This window comes from Streptomyces sp. NPDC015345, assembly GCF_043078805.1.
Lineage (GTDB): Bacteria > Actinomycetota > Actinomycetes > Streptomycetales > Streptomycetaceae > Streptomyces.
On sequence record NZ_JBIBTX010000001.1, the window covers coordinates 1,244,242 to 1,262,244 of the forward strand.

Below are 18,003 nucleotides of genomic sequence, written 5' to 3' on the forward strand. Positions count from 1 at the left end.
CCGAGCACCCGACTGCCCGCCACACCACCGGCCGGAAGCCGATCAACCGGGCAGCCGATCGGCCACCGCACGACCGGCCGGAAGCGCCGCGTCCGCGCGGCCGAACAGGGGTGCGAGGACCAGCTGCGCGGCCCCCTCCGCGACGCCGCGCGCCCCGCCGGGCGCGAGGGCGACGGGCACCTCCGCTCCCCCGCCGCCACGCCGGACGCGCTCGGCGACGACCTCGCCCACGCCACGTACGAACAGCTCCGGCGCGGCGAACACGGTCCGCCCGCCGAGCAGGACACGGTCGACGTCCAGCAGCCCCACGAGGTTGCCGGCGGCGGTGCCGAGGACCCGCGCGGCCTCGGCGAGGTCTCCGCGGGCCACGGCCGCGAGGCACAGCGCCTCGACGCAGCCGCGGTCCCCGCACTCGCAGAGCGGCCCGTCCAGCCGCAGCACCTGGTGGCCGAACTCCCCCGCTCCGGTGCGGGCGCCGCGGTGCAGGGCGCCGCCGAGCACGAGGCCCGCGCCGAGCCCGGTGCCCAGATGCAGATACGCGAAGGAACCGGCGGCGTCATCGCCCGCGAGGGCCAGGCCGAGGGCAGCGGCGTTGGTGTCCTTGTCCACGGCGACGGGCAGCCCGAGCCGCTCCGCCAGCGCGTCCCGCAGCGGAAACCCGTCCCACTCGGGAAACCCGGTCACGCGCCGCAGCACACCCGCCGCGTGGTCGAGCGGCCCGGGCAGCGCGACACCGACACCGCCGGGCCCCGGCACCGCGCCCACCTCCCCGCTCGTCGTAAGCCCCCGCACCTCCCCGGCCGCCGACTCCACGACCGCCCGCGCGCCCGCGCCGAAGTCCAGCGGGGCGCGGCGCTCGGCGACCACCGCGCCGGTCAGGTCGACGAGGACCGCGCGCAGTTCGTCGCGGTCCAGGTGGAGGCCGACCGCGTGACCCGCCTCGGGGACCAGGCGCAGGACCGTGCGGGGCTTGCCGCCCGTCGAGGCACGGCGGCCCGCCTCCGCGGCGAGCCCCTCGGCGCGCAGCCGTGCGGTGATCTTGCTGACCGCCTGCGGGGTGAGCCCGGTGCGCTCCGCCAGCTCCAGGCGGCTGATGCCTGCGCGGCCCGCCACGCGCAGCAGATCGAGCACCAGCGCGGCGTTGTGGCCGCGCAGCGCCGGCAGGTTCACTCCGGAGTTCGCCCTGTTCACGTACGACTTCACCCGGCCATTGTGCCGCCCGCTTGCACTTTGGCAACACCGTTGCTTAAGTGGATCGCATGACTGCGAATGTGACTGAGACTGAGGCTGAGGCGACTGGTGGTGGCACCGGCGCTCCCCCGCTCCGCGTCGGCCTCGTCGGGTACGGCCTCGCGGGCTCCGTCTTCCACGCCCCGCTGATCGCCGCCACCGAGGGCCTCGCCCTCGACACGGTGGTGACGTCCAACCCCGAGCGGCAGGCCCAGGCCCGTGCCGAGTTCGGCGCCGGCCTGCGCTGCGCGGCCTCGGCCGACGAGCTGTGGGCCCGGGCGGACGAGCTGGACCTGGTCGTCGTCGCGTCGCCGAACAAGACGCACGTGCCGCTCGCCACGGCCGCCCTCAAGGCGGGCCTGCCGGTCGTCGTCGACAAGCCGCTCGCGGGCACGGCCGCCGAGGCACGCGACCTGGCCGCCCTCGCCGACGAGCGCGGCCTGCTCCTCTCCGTCTTTCAGAACCGCCGGTGGGACAACGACTTCCGTACGCTGCGGCAGCTCCTCGCGGACGGCGAACTCGGCGACGTATGGCGCTTCGAGTCGCGCTTCGAGCGGTGGCGGCCGCAGCCGAAGGGCGGCTGGCGCGAGTCCGGGGACCCGCAGGAGATCGGCGGCCTCCTCTACGACCTCGGCAGCCACGTCGTCGACCAGGCCCTGGTCCTCTTCGGCCCCGCCGCGCGCGTCTACGCCGAGTCGGACGTGCGCCGCCCGGGCGCGCAGGCGGACGACGACACGTTCATCGCGATCACCCACACGAACGGCGTCCGCTCGCACCTGTACGTGAGCGCCACCACCGCCCAGCTCGGCCCGCGCTTCCGCGTCCTCGGCTCGAAGGCCGGGTACGTGAAGTACGGCCTCGACCCGCAGGAGGCGGCCCTGCGCGAGGGCAGGCGCCCCGCGACGCAGGACCCCTGGGGCGTGGAGGCCGAGACGATGTGGGGCCGGATCGGCTCCGGGGAGTCCCCGCTGACCGGTGGCGGCCGCCCCGTGCGGACGCTGCCCGGCGACTACCCCGCGTACTACGCGGCGATCGCCGACGCCCTGCGCGGCACCGGCGAGAACCCCGTCACCGCGCTCCAGGCCGCCGCGGCCCTGGACGTGCTGGAGGCGGCCCGCCGCTCGGCCCGCGACGGTGTGACGGTGACGCTGTGACCGCCGCGCCGAGCATCGACGAGCTTCAGGCGCAGGAACGCCGCCTGGTCCTGACCCGCTTCACGTACGACGACGCGTGGAGGCTCGGCTCGCTCCTGGTGGAGCTGGCCCGCGAGCGCCGCGCCCCGGTGGCGATCGACATCACCCGCGGCGGCCAGCAGCTCTTCCACGCGGCGCTGCCCGGCTCGACCCCGGACAACGACGCCTGGATCCATCGCAAGCGACGCGTCGTCGAGCGCTACGGCTGCTCGTCCTACCTGGTCGGCGCCCGCTTCCGCGCCAAGGGCACGACCTTCGAGGACTCCTCCCGCCTGGACCTCGACACGTACGCGGCGCACGGCGGCGCGTTCCCGATCGCGGTCGAGGGCGCCGGGGTCATCGGCACGGTGGTGGTGTCGGGGCTGCCGCAGGTGGAGGACCACGCGCTGGTGGTGGAGGCACTGGAGCGATTCATCGCCGCCTGATCCCCCTCGGCCAACGGAAAGCGGCCCCGCACGGAACCGGGAAGTCGCCGGATTCTCGTGCGGGGCCGCTCACAGCGCGTGCGCCGTCAGACTCGGTTCAGGGTGTACGTACCCGTACCGTCCTGCCTGCCGCTGGAGTACTGGCGTACGGACTCCCCGTCCGCGTACCGGTCGTGGCCCATCATGGAGCCGGTGTACTTGTTCTGCACACCGATCTTCGAGCTACCGGGTACATCGCGGTAGATGTAGAACCGCTGGAGGTCGTCCTCCCTGCAGGGGGACTCCATCATCAGGGGCGTCTGGTCGGTGCCCGCGTTCTGCGGGAAGATGTTGGCGCATGACTGGTTGCCCAAGTTCCACAGGGTCGCCTCCATGACCCCGTCGCGCTCCGTCACGTTGCACAGGCGCCACTGGTCCAGGTTGCCGCTGAAGATCGTCGAGGGTCGCAGGCGGACACTGTCGGCCCTGAGGTGCGGCGCGCCCCAGGAGAGGGGCTTGCCGGGGACGGTGATCCTGTAGAGCTCGGACCCGCAGCTGAGGTCGGCCTTCGCGATGGGCGCGCCGGCCTTCGCGCCGGGCCCGTCGGCCTTGGGCTGTCCGGCGACCTTGGGCTGTCCGGCGGCCTTGCCGCCGGTGGCGGCCTGGCGCTGCGCGAGGCGGTCCCGCTTCTGCTTCGCCGTGGGCGGCACCGCACCCGCCGGGCGCTCGGCCTTCGCGGCGGGCGAGCCGCAGTCGAGGAGGCCCTGCGCCTTGGCCATGATGCTGTTCGCGGGCACGCTGTCCTGGCAGCGCACCGCGCCTTCCTCCACGGTGGTGAACGTGGTGAAGCTGCCGCCGCCGGGGCCCTCGATCCACTTCAACGCCCAGCCGCCGCCGCTCTGTTGGACACGGTTGCAGTTCAGGCTCGCGTACGTACCGGTGACCTTCTTGGTGCCCTTGTAGACGCCGTAGTAGCCGGGCTGGTTGAAGTTCCACGTGACCGCGTTCGACTCGGTGCTCGTGGAGGAGGCGTCGACCTTCACGCTCAGACCCAGGGTCGCACCGGCGGCGGTGAGGGTCTGGACGGGGAAGCTGCCCTCGAGACCGCCGGTGACGCCGACGGAGACCGAGATGACCGTCTGGGTGCTGGTGGTGACGACCTGGTTGCCGGTGGTGCCCTCGGTGACGAACCAGCCCTTGAAGTGGGTGATCGTCGGGGAGACTTCGGTGGACTTGATGTACGGCTTGCGGGTGCCGAGGTCGGCCGCCGTACAGGTGTCGCCGGGCCGGGCCGTCGTGGCGGCAGCCGGTGAGGCGGTGGGTGCCGCGGCGGCCGGTGAGGCGACGAGGCTCACGGCGGTGACCGCCAGGGTGGCCGCCGTGGCGGTCACCGCCGTGAATGATCTGCCGAAGCGGCTTACGGGCCCTATGGAGCGCAGCATTGCCTGTTTCCCCCTGGTCGCCTGGTCCTGTGTGCGTCCGGTCCTGTGTGTGCGGTCGGGGGTGAATGTAGTGGCCACAGGGGGTGGTGGCGTAAGCCCCGAACTAGCCACAAAGGATCACGGAGGGGCTTGTTCCGCCCCTGCGGCGGCCATCAGGGCCGGTGGGGGGAGTGAGCGGGGCGGCTTACCCGTGGGGCCGACTTGCACGCGGGCGCCGCCTACGCGGCCTTCAGCTCCTGCCGCTGCCGCCCCAGCCCCTCGATCTCCAGCTCCACCACGTCCCCGGCCCGCAGATACGGCTTGGGCTCGGGCTGCCCCATGGCGACACCCGCGGGTGTGCCGGTGTTGATGACGTCACCGGGGTAGAGCGTCATGAACTGGCTTACGTAGCGCACGACTTCCGCCACCGGGAAGATCTGCTCGGCGGTCGTGCCGTCCTGCTTCAGTTCGCCGTTGACCCAGAGTTTCAGGGACAGCGCCTGCGGGTCGGGGACTTCGTCGGCGGTGACGAGCCAGGGGCCGAGCGGGTTGAACGTCTCGCAGTTCTTGCCCTTGTCCCAGGTGCCGCCCCGCTCGATCTGGAACTCCCGCTCGGACACGTCGTGCGCCACCGCGTACCCCGCGACGTGCGCGAGCGCCTGCTCGTGCGACTCCAGATAGCGCGCCGTACGTCCGATGACCACGGCGAGCTCGACCTCCCAGTCGGTCTTCACCGAGCCGCGCGGCACCAGCACGGTGTCCTCCGGGCCGATCACCGTGTCCGCCGCCTTGAAGAAGATGACGGGCTCGGCCGGCGGCTCGGCCCCGGTCTCGCGGGCGTGGTCGTGGTAGTTGAGCCCGATGCAGACGACCTTGCCGATACGGGCGACCGGCGGCCCGACGCGCAGCCCGTCGGCCGACAGCGCCGGCAGCACCCCGGCACCCGCGGCGGCCCGTATCCGGTCGAGCGTGCCCGCGTCGGAGAGCAGCGCCCCGTCGATGTCCGTGACGAGCCCCGACAGGTCCCGCAGGGTTCCATCGGCGTCGAGCAGCGCGGGGCGCTCCGCCCCCGCCGTACCGACTCGCAGCAGCTTCATGGTCGAACTCCATTCCTTCGGTAGCCCGGCCGATGGATGCGGCCATCGGAGGTCAGGGATTGGTCGATCCTCCAAGCAAGGCGTCCGGTCCGCAATACCCCGTTCACGTACTGGACCGTTACTCGGCGGTAGCGACCGCCCCGCGCCCCTCAGGCGGCGGAGGCCAGCGCCCCGGCCCCCACGGGCATGTCCCGGTACAGCACGGCGCGTTCCACCGCGCTCCAGGTCGTGCTGGTCACCACGTACAGCGCGGCGGCCAGCGGGACCACGGCCACCGTGAACAGAGTCATGAACGACATCAGCGGCATCACCTTCGTCATGGCGGCCATGCCCGGCACCTGGGGGTCGCCGGCCCCGGGCTGCGGCGCGGCCGCCATCTGGCGCTTGGTGCGCACGTAGTTGAAGGTGGCGACCGCCGCGACAAGGGCGAACAGCGCCAGATAGACCAGTCCCTGCGCCCCGAAGAGCCCACCGTCGGCCAGGGCGTCGGTCCACCGTCCGCCGAGGGCCGCGGCGAAGAGCGTGTGACCGAGCAGCGCGTTCGCCTCGCCGCCGATGCTGGAGCTGGAGAAGAGGTGGTACAGCAGGAAGAACGCGGGCAGCTGGAAGAGGCTCGGCAGGCAGCCGGAGAGCGGTGAGACCTGCTCCTTGCGGTGCAGTTCGAGGACCGCCTTCTGGAGCCTCTCCGGGTTCTTGGCGTGCTTCTTGCGCAACTCCGCGATCTGCGGCGACAGCTTGGCGCGCGCCTTCTGGCCGCGGGCGGAGGCGCGCGACAGGGGGTGGACGAGGAGTCGTACGCAGGCGGTGAAGAGCACGATCGCGGCGGCGGTGGCCGAGCCGTGGAAGAGGGGGTCGAGCAGGTCGGCGAGGTTCTCGACCAGCCCGGCGAACACGGACATGAAGGCGGAGAAGGAGTCGGACAGGAAGTCGAACATGGCGGAGCCCTCCGGGGGTCTCGTCGTGCCGGGAGTGGAGGCGATGGCAGACAGACATCGCGTCGGCGTGACGACCCGCGAGGGGTGGTGGTGCGGTGGGTGGTGCGATCCCCTACGCGGCGGCCGTCAGGAGGGGACGGCCGGGCGCTCGGGGGCGCCTGCGGCCCCGGGCGTCGGGGTCGCGCTGGGGCAGGAAGGCGGTGCGCCGTTCACGGTCGCGGATGGCTGTACGCACTCGGGTGCGGGGCACGACGGGCGCGCAGCGCGCGGCGATCACGGAGCAGACAGCGAGCGCGGAGCCCGCGGCGGCGGTCGCGGCGAGCGCGACGGCGGCGGTCAGGCCGCCGGTGTCGACGAGGACGACCTCGACGAGCAGGAACAGCAGGAGCAGGGCCGGACGCGCGGCGGCCTGCCAACCACGGATGAGCTCCCGCACCGTCGTCCCTCCTCTCCGCGTTTCCCTGCGACCCCGGGGTGTTTGGTACCGCCCGTCATCGGGGTGTGTCGTACCGCCCGTTATACAGGATCGGTCTGGATCGGCTGAAGGAGGCGTCGGGGCCTGGCCAGGGCCCGGCTGACCGGATCCGCGGGTTCCGGGTCGAGTCCGGGGCCCGGCAGCATCTCCACGTCCTCGACGGGTACGAGGATGCCGCAGGCCGGGCAGTCGCCGACGATGCCCAGTCCCGTGCCGCACGCGGCGTGGCGGAAGATCCGCAGGGGCTTGCCCTCGGTGAAGTTGTCGCGGCCCCAGGCGCCGAGCGCGCACAGGGTCCACCACAGCTGCCGGCCGCGCTCCGTCACGACGTACTCATGGCGCGAGGGGACGTCCGCGCAGGGCCGCTTCTCCAGGACGCCCGCCGCGACGAGCGTCTGCAGCCGCCCCGCGAGTACGGCACGCGGGATGCCGAGGTGCACGAGGAAGTCGTTGTAGCGCCGCACTCCGTAGAGCGCGTCGCGGACGACGAGCAAGGTCCAGCGCTCGCCGATGACCTCCAGCGCGCGGGCCATCGAGCACTGCTGCGAGACGTAGTCCTTGCCGAGAGCCATGCGTCCACCTTAGCCGACTTGAGACACGCAGGTTCAATGAATGAACTCCCCCTGCTACGGTGATCCGCACCTGAGGAGTTCATTCACTGAACCATGAATGCCGAACCATGGAGGCGCCGAGCCATGCCCCGCTCCGCACCGGGCGATCCCACCGCCCCGGCCACCGCACCGCCCCCGCCCGCCCCGGCCCCGGGCACGACCCCGGACACGGGCACGGCACACCGCACGGCCCATCACGGGGCCCATCACGGGGCCGAGATCGCGCCCCGCCCCGCCGCGACCCTCGCCGTCACGAGCGCCGCCACCTCCGTGGCCCTGATGACCTACACCGCGCCGGCGGTGATCCTTCCCGACACGGCGGCATCCCTCGGCACCTCTCTCACGGCCCAGGCCTGGCTGCTGAACGGCACCCCACTCGGCCTCGCCGCGTTCCTCCTGGCGGCCGGCAGCGTCGCCGACGACCACGGCCGACGCCGGGTGTTCCTGTGGGGCACGGCCGGGCTCGGCGTCACCACGGCGCTGGGCGCGCTCGCGCAGACCACGCTGCTGTTCACCCTGGCCCGCGTCGCCCAGGGCGCGGCGAGCGCGGCCATCCTCGCGACAAGCCTCGGCCTGCTCGTACACGCGTTCCCGGCGGGGCACGGCCGCGTCAGGGCGACCGGTATCTGGGGGGCGTGCGTCAGCGGCGGCATCGCGGTGGGCCCGCTCGCCGCGGGCGCCATCACCGCGGCCGACTGGCGCTGGGCGTACGCCGCGCTGGGCGCCGCCTCCTTGCTCGTCACCGCCTTCGCGCCCCGCGCGCTGACGGAGTCCCGTACCCCGCGGGGCGGCCGGACCGACCTCGCCGGGGCGCTCACGCTCGGCCTCGCGGCGACCGCGCTGGTGGCCGCGCTGACCCTGGGCCGCGACGGCTGGCTGCGCGCGCCGGTGGGGGCACTACTGCTGGCCGCCGTGCTGCTCACCGCCGTGTTCGTCGCGGTGGAGCGCCGCGCGGCGGCACCGGTCCTGGACCTCGGCCTGCTGCGCCGCCCGCTCTTCCTCGCCTCCTCCACCGGCGCGCTGTTCACCGGCTTCTCCGTGATCGCGCTGTTCAGCTACCTGCCCGCGCTGCTCCAGCACACGATCGGCATGTCCGCGATGGGCGCCGCGTGGCTGATCTTCCTGTGGTCCGGGGCCTCGTTCGCCGTGGCGCTCCAGGCGAGGCGGCTCGGGGGCCGGATCTCCGCGCGCCACCAGCTCGCCCTCGGCTTCGCGCTGCACGCGGTGGCCGTCCTGACGATGCTGGGCGCGGTCTCCTCCGGCTCGTGGCCACGCCTGCTGCCCGGCCTCGTGATCTCCGGCGCGGGCAGCGGCCTCCTGAACGCCGCCCTCCCGCTGCTGGCCGTCGAGTCCGTGCCTGCGGACCGCGCGGCGATGGGGTCGGGGGCCGGCAACACGGCGCGGTACATCGGTTCGGCGGCGGGCGTCGCCCTGATGATCGCGGTCGCCACGGCCTCGGGCGACCTCGCGCACGGGGCGGACGTCGCGATGGCGGTCTCGGCGGGGCTCGCGGTCGTGGCGGCGGCGGGGGTCCTGCTGCTGCGGGAGCGGCGGGGCTGAGGCTCCTACCGGGGGCCGCGCCGAGCCCCTACCGGGGCCGCATGGACCGCAGGGTCCCCCACACGACGAGCCGGTACTTGGAGGTGTACTCGGGGGTGCAGGTGGTGAGCGTGATGTAGTACCCCGGCGCCCGGTACCCGTACCCCTCCCGCACCTCGCTGCGCGGCACGTCCCGGATGACGCCCCCGTCGCGGGCGGAGGTCCGCGCCAGCCGCTTGTCGACGACGTACGTATACACGGCACCGCGGGTCTCGACCCGCAGCTCGTCCCCTCGCCGCAGCCGGTCGATGTACCGGAAGGGTTCGCCGTGGGTGTTGCGGTGCCCGGCGAGGGCGAAGTTCCCGGCCTGGCCGGGCTGGGCGGTGCGGGGGTAGTGCCCGACGTACCCCCGGTCGAGAACGCCGCCCTTGCCGGTGCCCTCGGCGATGGGCACGCGCACGCCGATTTCCGGGATGCGGAGGATGGCGTAGGCCTGGTCCCAGCGGGGCGCGGGATCGCCGGTACGTACGGAGGCCTCACCGGATCCACCGGAGGACCCGCCGCCCGAGGAAGAAGCACCCGAAGGCGGCGAGGGCGCCGAGAACGGCGAGGACGGCGAGGACGGTGAAGGGACCAAACGCGGCGGAGAGGAAGAAGAGGAAGCAGCCGAGGACTCCCGCCCCTCCTCAAGAGGGGAGCCCGGGTCTCCCCACTCCTCCTCAAGGGCCTGGACCGTCCGCTCGGCGGCGGCGCGGGCCTGCCGGTTGGTCCACCACAGCTGATGGACGACGAACAGCAGGAGTACGAGCCCGAGGGTGACGGCGGCCTCGGCCCCACCCCACAGCACGCGCGCCCCAAGGGAGCGCCGGACACCGCGTCGCCCCTGTTGCACCACCGGAATCGAGTCCCGCTCCCGCACAACGCCCCCTCACACCCCTGCGGCCGACGGCCGCCGGGAGGATAGACGCTGCCCCCACAACAATCCATGGCCGCTCCATGGCCGCTCCATGGCCGTTCCATGGGCGGGCAGGGACCGCCCCCGACCGGAGGGTGACCGGGCCCTCCTGCAAGAGACCCGCTCGGCAGTACGGTGTCCCGTATGCGCCCCGAGAAGCCTGCCGCCGCTGCCGATCACGTCGACGCCGACCACATCGCCGAAGCCGCGCGCCTGGAACGCACGGCCGGCCTGTACCCGGAGGACGCCGAAGCCCTGCTCCTCCAGGCCGCCGCCCACCTCGAACTGGCCGGCGCCCGCGACCGCGCGACGAGGCTCTACGACCGCCTGCTGTCCGCGGACGCCCAGCGGCCCCCGGCCGCCCCCCTCCTCATCCGCGCCCTGAAGGCCTCGAACCTCTGGGAGTACGGCCACGAGGCGGAGGCGAGGGCGATCATCGAGGGCGTGCGCGCGGCGGCACCCCGGGACCCGGCGCCCTGGGTGATCGTCGCGGAGTCCCTGGAGTCCCACGACGAACTGGAACAGGCCCACGCCACGTTCACCGAGGCGGCCACCCTGCTGCTCTCCCCGGAGACCCAGAACCCCGCGAACGCGACGCACCCCATCCTCTTCGGCCGCCACCGCGTACGCCGCCTGCTGGGCGCCGACCACGACGCGTGGGACGCCTTGGCGGACCGGGTCTCGACGTCCCCCGTCCCCCTGGACGAACTCCACGACCCGAAGCGGACCTGGTCCCTCGGCTCGGAGAACCCCGCGGAACTCCGCGCGGAGATCACCCGCCTCCAGGCGGAACTGGGCTCGTACCGCGCGGCGTTGTCGCGCCCCTTCCCGGTGGCGATCCTGCACTGGCCGGAACGGGAACTGGCAGAACTCCTGACGGCGTACCCGCCTCTCACCGCCGAATACCCCTCCCACGAGGAGCACTTGGCGACCATAGAGTCCTCCCTGCGCGAACTGTCCGCCTCGGGCACCCCGAACCTCGGCATCGTCACCGGCACGGTCCCGTCCTACGAGGCCTTCGCAGCCTCAGAATCCACCTCCCCCGCCGACCCGAACCTGCTCCCCCAGTACGCGACGACACTGGCGGCACGGGGGCGGGCGGTGGCTTGGCCGCCGGAGGGGGCGGAGGGGTGTTGGTGTGGGTCGGGGGCGGTATATGAGGCGTGCCATGGTGGTAACAGCACCACCTGATGCCGTCCTCTGTTCTGTAGAGCAGCACTCTGGGAGAACGACGCCGTGCCCGAGAACGAAAAGTGGACCCCTCCAGCGGGATCATGGGCCTCGTCGGCGGCTCGGCGGCGCAACATGCAGGCGATTCGGAGCAGAGATACCCAGCCGGAATGGCTGCTCCGACGCCTGCTGCACGCTCAGGGGCTGCGATACCGCGTCGCCGCGAAGCCTCTTCCTGGCCTTCGACGGACAGCCGACATCGTATTCCGCCCCATAAAGGTCGCGGTCTTCGTCGACGGCTGTTATTGGCATGGGTGCCCTGAGCACTACGTCCCGCCTAAGACGAATGCGGGCTACTGGTCCGAGAAAGTCGTCCGCAATGTGAAGCGCGACCGCGACACTGATGAGCAGCTGTCAGCCGCCGGATGGACAGTTCTCCGCTTTTGGGAGCACGAGTCACCGGAGGAGTGCGCTAGCAGCGTTCTCCGCGTCGTCCTCGATCGTCGGCAGGCTCTGCTGCATAGGGACCTCAGCGGCGACTAGTGACGGATCGTCCTCAGGCTCATACGCAGGGTTCGGATCCTCAAGAACCGCGCCCTTACGGGACAGTGCCTCATGAATGGCTCTGCCCACAGCCGCGGCGACCGGAGGCGGGAACGCGTTACCAACCTGACGATAGCGGGCCGTCTTGCCTCCGCTGAACTGCCACGGGCCCTCAGGGTCGTCGTCACCTGGGAAACCCTGGATGATGGCAGCTTGCTGGACCGTGAGCTTCGGCCCCCTAGTCAGGTTGCCCAGGTCCCGGTCAGGGTCAACCATGCTGATCTCGTCATTGGCTACACCCATGCCATCAATGCCCAGAGCCGCCCAGGCCCTCTTCGCTCGAGTCGGACCAAGGTCCGCTCCGCCGTGCTTTTTGGATCCGCCCACCAGCGTCGGAGCGACGGTGCCGAGATTCGCTTCACGATGCCACTTCTCGAAGCGTTCGGTACCCGCCCCAAGCCGCCTTTCCATGCTGGGACCCAATGCGTCGACTACCCGGAACAGCTTCTTCTGAGGAACTGGCCAGTCGAAGCCGCGGTACTCATCCTTGCGGATTGCGACGAGGATGGCGCGGGGCCTGAGCTGAGGAACCCCGTAATCCTGGGCTTCCAGAACGCGCCAGCCACAGATGACATAGTCGGCTTTTCGCAGTCGGTTCTTGATGTGGTTGCGGTAATAGCGGAACTTACGCTCCGGCTGCACCAGCCCCCGGACGTTCTCGATCATGACCGCGCGAGGCCTTAGATCCTCAACGAGATCCAACATGCGAGGGAAAAGATCACGTTCATCGTCCCGGCCCAGCTGATGCCCCGCCGCCGAAAAGGGCGGGCAGGGAACGCCACCAGCAAGAAGATCAAGCTGGCCCCGGCGGAGCATCTGCTTCTGCCGACCAGAGCCCCGCTTCGTCTCATGGCTCTCCGGGTCAGGAACTTCCTCAAGCGGCTCAAACTTCGTGACGTCCACCTCACGAACCAGGCAGTGTTCCTTCTCCCAGCTCCACGAGGGACGCGCCGCGATATTCACCCTCAGCGTCTCAGCGGCATGCTTGTCGATCTCCACCAACGCGAGGTGCCGGAAGCCAGCCTGGTGAAGCCCAACAGCTTGGCCGCCGGCACCCGCGCAGATCTCGATCGAGGTCAGCTTGTGGCGGGCGGTCCCCATCGGCTCCTCCTGGTACGGCGATGTTGCAGACACGCAAGTGTCGCATCCCTCCGGACCAGGTGGCACATGACCGGCCGACTACCTCAGAGGGGTGTCAGCTCCCCAAGAGACCGTCCAAGTCCCGCCTGAGATCCTCCCTCAGGACCGCCGGAAGCTGCCGATACATCGCCCATACCCTCTCCATCTGTGACACGGCGCGCCCATCGGCTTTCATCCAGCTGAGCAGCTCCTGCTTATCGCGCCTGGGCAACTCCGTCACCCGGTCCCAGACCTGCTCCTTGGTCATCTGCACCCCCGTGAGGTGCCTCACGGTCTCGTTGCAGCGAGCGCATTCCGTAATCAGGTCCTCAGCTTCGGCTGCGCTGCCGGACCTGTGCGGGTTCACGTGACCCACGGTGAGCCGTACATGTGCGCTCGGATCATCCGCGTACGCTTCGCCAGCCGTATGCCCGCACCGACGACAGGCGTGGCCGTCCCGCTCCAGCACCAGCCGCCTGGTCTTGGAACTGATCTGACGCAGACCTGCCGCCCTGTGCTCGGGCTCCCAGACAGGGCGTCCAATCGCCTCCAGGTACAGCTGGTCAGGCTGCAGGCTCGGCCGGTCACGGTTGGTCCTGATGATCCATCCGGCAGGGCGCAGGTCGCGCATGCGGCGATCCACCTGCTCCGCACCTTGAATCGCCGCGCGGAGTCTGGCCCTGGAGAAGACTCCGCCCTCGCCAACCTCATCCCGAAGCCACAACGCGACGCGGACCCGCGTGCCCAGACCTTCGTTCCGCCAGCTCAGCCCTGATTCAGCCACTCGCTCGCCTATCGCTCAAAGGTTCTATAGATGCCCTCATCGGATGAGAACCGTAGCTTGCCGCTACTTGCCGCGGCAAGTAGCGGCAAGCTGCCTCTCGTCGAGGAAGTCATGCATCGAATGGATCAGCTGTGCTTCATGAACCCGTCACAACTAGCCACCGCACCTGTGTCGAGCTGTGCTCTGGCGCGGGCGGCCAGGCTCTCGGCCTCGAGCAAGCCGGCTTCAACCACCAGGCCCTGGTAGAACTCGACCACGACGCCTGCCGGACACTGCGGCGGAACCGACCGGACTGGAATGTTGTGCAGGCAGATGTCCGGTCAGCGGAATGCGCGCGTGCCGCTACGTCGGCTCGCCCCTGCCTCATGGCGGCCGGCGCCCCCTGCCCGCCGTTCTCGGTCGCCGGCCCACAGCTCGGGCTGCTCGACGAACGCGATCTGATCCCGGCGGTACTCGCCCTCGTGCCGACTGTTCGACCGAGGGCGATCCTGCTGGAGAACGTCAGAGGGCTGCTTCAGAAGAAGTTCTCGGCCTATCGGGCAGACATCCTCCGCACACTCTCGGGCTTTGGCTATACCGCGGAGTGGCGCCTTCTGTACGCCCGCGACTTCGGCGTTCCACAACTACGGCCGCGCGCGGTCCTGGTAGCCATGGAGGCGCAAGCCTTCGCTAACTTCCGCTGGCCCGTGGCGCTCACTCCCGCCACAGACTCATCCTGCGTAGGCGACGTGTTGCGCGAGTCGATGGCATCCAGGGGATGGAAACTCGCCGACACCTGGGCCGCTCAGGCCCAGCGGATCGCACCAACACTGTGCGGCGGCTCGCGGAAGCACGGAGGCCCAGATTTGGGGCCATCCCGGGCGAGACAGGCTTGGGCGGAGCTTGGAGTGAACGGTTCCAGTGTCGCCGACGAGCCCCCGTCACCTCACGATCAGCTACCGGTGAAGCTGACCGCGAACCAACTCGCCCTGCTGCAAGGCTTTCCGCCCAGCTGGACGTTTACGGGAACAAAGACATCCGTCTGCCGACAAGTGGGCAACGCGTTCCCACCACCCGTGGCGCGAGCAGTCGGCCGCGCTATCGCAGCGGCCCTGGATCAGGCGGATACCCCTCTCCAGGGCGCGGAAATTCCCCACGGGCGGCTCCCCGACTGATCACCACGCGTCGCGTCCCCCTTCACCTCACGGCACGAGAATCAATGTGCCGAAGGAGCGCTCGAACATCGGCCATATCCATACCTGCCGCGAGCGAGGGTTCCTCCTGAAGATCCGCGAGCTGCTGCACGGATGGGTCGTCCAGGATCTTTCCCATGAATTCGAGCTTCTCGCCTAGCCGCAAGGCGACTACCTCGTCAATCGTCCCCTCCGCCGCTAGTGCCGTAACCCGCGTCTCTGTTCCAGGCGCGAGTCCGAGCCGGTGAATACGATCGAGGCTTTGCAGGAACCGGCCCGCCATGAAGTCACGGTCCACATACACAGCGTCATGGCATACGTGGTGCAAGCTGATGCCCTCGCCTAGAGTCGCGGGGTTAGAAAGAAGCACATGACAGTCGGGGTCTTCTCTGAACCGTTTGAGCTGCTCCTCACGATCAGGTGTTCCTCCGTGCACCACAGCTGGCTGGTAAGCGGAGAAGAGCCGCTCCATTGTGGTGATGCTCCGCACGAAGGTCGTCCATACCAGAGTCTTTCGTCCCAAAGCTGCGTTCTCCGCGACAATACTCAGCGCTTCCTTGTACTTCGGGGAGAGCTCATAGTCGGGCAACTGCTTGAGCAGCGAATACAGAGAATCCGTCTGTGGCACTTCCAAAGGTGGCACTCGGTAGTCAAGCGGCGCATACCGGCTCTCCCCCTCCATAAGCAGAGCCGGACTGGTCGCCGCCATGAGCAGGCGGAGCATGGCCTTGCCCAGAGCGTCGAAGTCTTCCCGTCCAGCCTCGGCCCGAGCGGTGTAGCGGCCGACGAGCGCGTCGTATACCTCTCGGTGCAGAGACGGCAGCCCTACATAGCGAATGCGTGTTTCAAAGGGAGGGAGCCCGAGTTCGTTCTTGGTGGTCCGGGTGAACAGAGGCCGCAGCACCTTACTCGCGTGGGCGAGATCTCCACCGGCTACGGCGTTGGTGACCACTCTGCGGCCATGTCCAGGCCAGACGAAGGACAACAGGTTCTCCAGGTCACGCGCGCCGTTGGGAGCGGGCGTTCCGGTGAGAATGAGGCGTCGCCGAGCCAGCGGTCCCAGTGCCATGCAGGCACTGCCGTAGATGCCCCGTGCTCCAAGCTTCATGCGGTGCGCCTCGTCGAGAATGATCATCGATGGTGCGCCACGAAGCCACGTCGCAAGCCCGGCGAGGGAGCGGTCAAGCCGCTCGTAGTTCACGACCAAAACATCGGTTCCCGGGTCAGGAGAACCCTTCATAACCCGGGCGGTGAGCGGCTCTTTGAAGCACTCCGCAGTTTCGTAGCCCCATGATTCGTAAGCGGACTTGGGGCTGACGACAAGCAGCCGGCGCACATCACCCCGTTCACGCATCGCGGCGAACACCGCGAGGCCGACTCGGGTTTTGCCAGCCCCTGGCACGGAGAAGTTCGCTCCGTGCCGCAGGGACAGGAGCCGCGCGATGTCCCGCCGCTGGAAGTCAGTAAGATCAGCGCGCCACGCCGGGCCGAGCTGGTCGAGTACGGTGTCTGCCGTTTCGGAGGCAGCCGCGGCGGGTTCCTCCAGCCACTGCTCGGCACGCTCAGCGTCGTCGAGCACGCCTCCGACGAGGGTTGCCAGCTCCTCTTCCCACTCCACATCTGGAGAGGGCCAGCTAGTCAGTGCCTCGAGCCCGGTGAGAAAGTCGTCAAGTTCGACTTCCGCTGACAGGAGGGTGCGCTGCCCGGCGCCGGGAAACCGAGCTGCCAGCCTGGCGAAATCCGCTTCATGCCCTGGGGCCGCACGCAGGACGGCACGGGTGCGGGTGACATCGGAGGTAATCCGCAGTGACGGCTCCGCAGTCGCGGTCACACTCCCTCCTTCCGAACCGATTCGCGGAGCCAGGAGACACCGTCACCAGGCGCTTTGATACTGCGCTGGGTCGCTACTGCGAGCTTCGTCAGGGTCTCTCGGAGACTCAGGACCGCCTCATCAAAGGCCTCCTCGTCAAGGCTGCCGGAAGCCTTGGCAAGGGTGAGGTCGGTGATGCACTGCTCGATGTCCTGGCAGGCGTCGGTAATGCGGTCTTGTGCCGCTTGCTTGCGCTTACGAACCCGAGCGTCCTTGCCCGCGGGCTCCAGAGCGCTCTCGAATGCCTCGTGTGCGGCGCTGAACGTCTCGGCGGCCGTCTTGCTCCGCTCGGTGAGCAAGGCGTCATCCACGGTCGTGACGGCCTTCGCTTTCAGGATGATGTCGGTCAGCGCCTTAGCCTGGGCGACTGCGGGTGCGGTGGACTTGACGGTTCGGTTGAGCCCGGGGATGGCCACACCTGCCGCCGGTGCCGCGGTTTCCGTCCTCAACGCGGCTGGCAGCCTCTTTTCCAAGTACCGCTCCCTGAAATCGGGCTCAATAAGACGTACGTCCGTCTTGGAGAACTCAAGAACGATGGCTGCAAGCCGTGTCTCTTTAAGACGCTCAGCGTTGTCCCTGCTTACCAACGTCTCCTTCGAGTACCGGCGGTACACCTCGCGGAGTTTCTCCTGGTGCTTCTCGAAGTCCAGGAGCCGAAGCCGCGCGCTTCCGTCGCTTGACCGTTCGATCAGATCGCGAAGGCAGGACAGCACCCACAGGTCCTGCTCACACGTTTGGGTACGAATGCGGAATTCCCGAGCCACATCCGCGAGCGTACGCCCCAGATTGTGCTGCTCCTCCATAGCCAGAAGACGGTTGATGTAAGAGTATTCGCGGCGTTGATCCGGCCGGAGCTGGAGCGACAGCTCCACTGAGTTGATGTCGTCCCACGTGCATGACTCGGGCAGCACACCGACCCGGATGTTCGCTACCCCCAGCTCCTTCAGGGCCGCGCGACGCGTATTGCCGTTGACAAGGATGCCGTCCCGCGTGATGAGCCCGGGTTCCTTCTGACGGTCAGTGCGAAGGCTCTCCGTCAGTTCCCTGAAGGCGGGGTCTTCCTTGGAAGGGTCCTCTGGCAGCATCCGCAACAGGTGGTGGAGGTAATCCTGGCTATCCGGCGCCCAGGGGGACTCATCAAGCAGTTTGTCCCGCTCGGGGTCATGGCTCCGCTGAGCCTGGATGCGGTGTGTTGCCGGGTTGTAGTAGAGCGCCTCCACCGGCATGTCGATGACCTCGACATGCAGCGGCTGCGTACGCCACTCAACGGTGAGCGTCTCACGGACGCCATTCCCGGCCACGACTTCCTTCAGCCGCTCATCGACCCGCGTCTTGTTCTCATCCGCTAGCGGCGGCCGGCCAAAGTCCTTACCCACGTGATCCTCCTAGAATTAAGGGGTAGTTACTGCTGCCGGCCACGCTTCC

The 18,003-nt window shown here is 69.6% G+C and carries 17 protein-coding genes; 6 read left to right on the plus strand and 11 right to left on the minus strand.

Annotated features, from left to right (window positions below; genetic code table 11):
• Positions 1-42 precede the first annotated feature (42 nt).
• Complete coding sequence (locus tag ACF062_RS05585; protein WP_392136003.1) at positions 43-1,203, minus strand: ROK family protein; 1,161 nt, start codon at positions 1,201-1,203, stop codon at positions 43-45.
• Positions 1,204-1,259: 56 nt separating this feature from the next.
• Here ACF062_RS05585 and ACF062_RS05590 point away from each other — a divergent pair, with 56 nt between their 5' ends.
• Together ACF062_RS05590 and ACF062_RS05595 are read left to right on the plus strand one after the other, a co-directional pair.
• Positions 1,260-2,384 carry a Gfo/Idh/MocA family oxidoreductase gene (locus ACF062_RS05590; protein ID WP_392136006.1) on the plus strand — a complete coding sequence of 375 codons (1,125 nt, stop codon included), beginning with the start codon at positions 1,260-1,262 and terminating at the stop codon, positions 2,382-2,384.
• Positions 2,381-2,848 carry a heme-degrading domain-containing protein gene (locus ACF062_RS05595; RefSeq protein ID WP_392136009.1) on the plus strand — a complete coding sequence of 156 codons (468 nt, stop codon included), beginning with the start codon at positions 2,381-2,383 and terminating at the stop codon, positions 2,846-2,848. The genes ACF062_RS05590 and ACF062_RS05595 overlap by 4 nt, the downstream gene beginning before the upstream one ends.
• An 86-nt stretch (positions 2,849-2,934) precedes the next feature.
• Here the strand turns inward: ACF062_RS05595 and ACF062_RS05600 are convergent, their stop codons facing one another.
• The 5 genes from ACF062_RS05600 to ACF062_RS05620 form a co-directional block, all read right to left on the minus strand.
• A complete protein-coding gene (locus ACF062_RS05600) occupies positions 2,935-4,269 on the minus strand; it encodes a hypothetical protein (RefSeq protein ID WP_392136012.1) in 1,335 nt (444 codons plus the stop codon).
• A gap of 218 nt (positions 4,270-4,487) precedes the next feature.
• Positions 4,488-5,345: a fumarylacetoacetate hydrolase family protein gene (locus ACF062_RS05605; RefSeq protein WP_392136015.1), complete on the minus strand. Its 858-nt coding sequence runs from the start codon at positions 5,343-5,345 to the stop codon at positions 4,488-4,490.
• 149 nt (positions 5,346-5,494) lie between these two features.
• Positions 5,495-6,280 carry a YidC/Oxa1 family membrane protein insertase gene (locus ACF062_RS05610; protein WP_392136018.1) on the minus strand — a complete coding sequence of 262 codons (786 nt, stop codon included), beginning with the start codon at positions 6,278-6,280 and terminating at the stop codon, positions 5,495-5,497.
• 112 nt (positions 6,281-6,392) lie between these two features.
• Positions 6,393-6,716, minus strand: a complete 324-nt coding sequence (locus ACF062_RS05615; protein WP_392136021.1) for a DUF6412 domain-containing protein — start codon at positions 6,714-6,716, stop codon at positions 6,393-6,395.
• Between the two features lie 80 nt (positions 6,717-6,796).
• Positions 6,797-7,327 carry a winged helix-turn-helix transcriptional regulator gene (locus ACF062_RS05620; RefSeq protein ID WP_392136024.1) on the minus strand — a complete coding sequence of 177 codons (531 nt, stop codon included), beginning with the start codon at positions 7,325-7,327 and terminating at the stop codon, positions 6,797-6,799.
• A gap of 123 nt (positions 7,328-7,450) precedes the next feature.
• Here ACF062_RS05620 and ACF062_RS05625 point away from each other — a divergent pair, with 123 nt between their 5' ends.
• Positions 7,451-8,926: an MFS transporter gene (locus ACF062_RS05625; RefSeq protein WP_392136027.1), complete on the plus strand. Its 1,476-nt coding sequence runs from the start codon at positions 7,451-7,453 to the stop codon at positions 8,924-8,926.
• Between the two features lie 28 nt (positions 8,927-8,954).
• Here the strand turns inward: ACF062_RS05625 and ACF062_RS05630 are convergent, their stop codons facing one another.
• On the minus strand, positions 8,955-9,752 hold the full coding sequence (locus ACF062_RS05630; RefSeq protein ID WP_392136030.1) for a class E sortase: 798 nt from the start codon (positions 9,750-9,752) through the stop codon (positions 8,955-8,957).
• A 252-nt stretch (positions 9,753-10,004) separates the two neighbouring features.
• On the opposite strand from ACF062_RS05630, the gene ACF062_RS05635 reads away from it, so the two are divergent.
• Together ACF062_RS05635 and ACF062_RS05640 are read left to right on the plus strand one after the other, a co-directional pair.
• A complete protein-coding gene (locus tag ACF062_RS05635; protein WP_392136032.1) occupies positions 10,005-11,051 on the plus strand; it encodes a hypothetical protein in 1,047 nt (348 codons plus the stop codon).
• A 45-nt stretch (positions 11,052-11,096) separates the two neighbouring features.
• On the plus strand, positions 11,097-11,573 hold the full coding sequence (locus ACF062_RS05640; RefSeq protein ID WP_392136035.1) for a very short patch repair endonuclease: 477 nt from the start codon (positions 11,097-11,099) through the stop codon (positions 11,571-11,573).
• Here ACF062_RS05640 and ACF062_RS05645 read toward each other — a convergent pair.
• Positions 11,487-12,734 carry a DNA cytosine methyltransferase gene (locus ACF062_RS05645; protein ID WP_392136038.1) on the minus strand — a complete coding sequence of 416 codons (1,248 nt, stop codon included), beginning with the start codon at positions 12,732-12,734 and terminating at the stop codon, positions 11,487-11,489. The two genes, ACF062_RS05640 and ACF062_RS05645, sit on opposite strands and share 87 nt — an antisense overlap.
• A gap of 94 nt (positions 12,735-12,828) precedes the next feature.
• Complete coding sequence (locus ACF062_RS05650) at positions 12,829-13,395, minus strand: HNH endonuclease (RefSeq protein WP_392136041.1); 567 nt, start codon at positions 13,393-13,395, stop codon at positions 12,829-12,831.
• Between the two features lie 272 nt (positions 13,396-13,667).
• On the opposite strand from ACF062_RS05650, the gene ACF062_RS05655 reads away from it, so the two are divergent.
• Positions 13,668-14,690, plus strand: coding sequence for a DNA cytosine methyltransferase (locus ACF062_RS05655; RefSeq protein WP_392136043.1), 1,023 nt, complete (start codon positions 13,668-13,670; stop codon positions 14,688-14,690).
• A gap of 22 nt (positions 14,691-14,712) precedes the next feature.
• Here the strand turns inward: ACF062_RS05655 and ACF062_RS05660 are convergent, their stop codons facing one another.
• Together ACF062_RS05660 and ACF062_RS05665 are read right to left on the minus strand one after the other, a co-directional pair.
• Positions 14,713-16,539 (minus strand): DEAD/DEAH box helicase, encoded by a 1,827-nt coding sequence (locus ACF062_RS05660; RefSeq protein WP_392136046.1) that lies wholly within the window; start codon positions 16,537-16,539, stop codon positions 14,713-14,715.
• Positions 16,536-17,954 (minus strand): transcriptional regulator, encoded by a 1,419-nt coding sequence (locus ACF062_RS05665; protein WP_392136049.1) that lies wholly within the window; start codon positions 17,952-17,954, stop codon positions 16,536-16,538. Before ACF062_RS05665 ends, ACF062_RS05660 begins: the two co-directional genes overlap by 4 nt.
• Positions 17,955-18,003 lie beyond the last annotated feature (49 nt).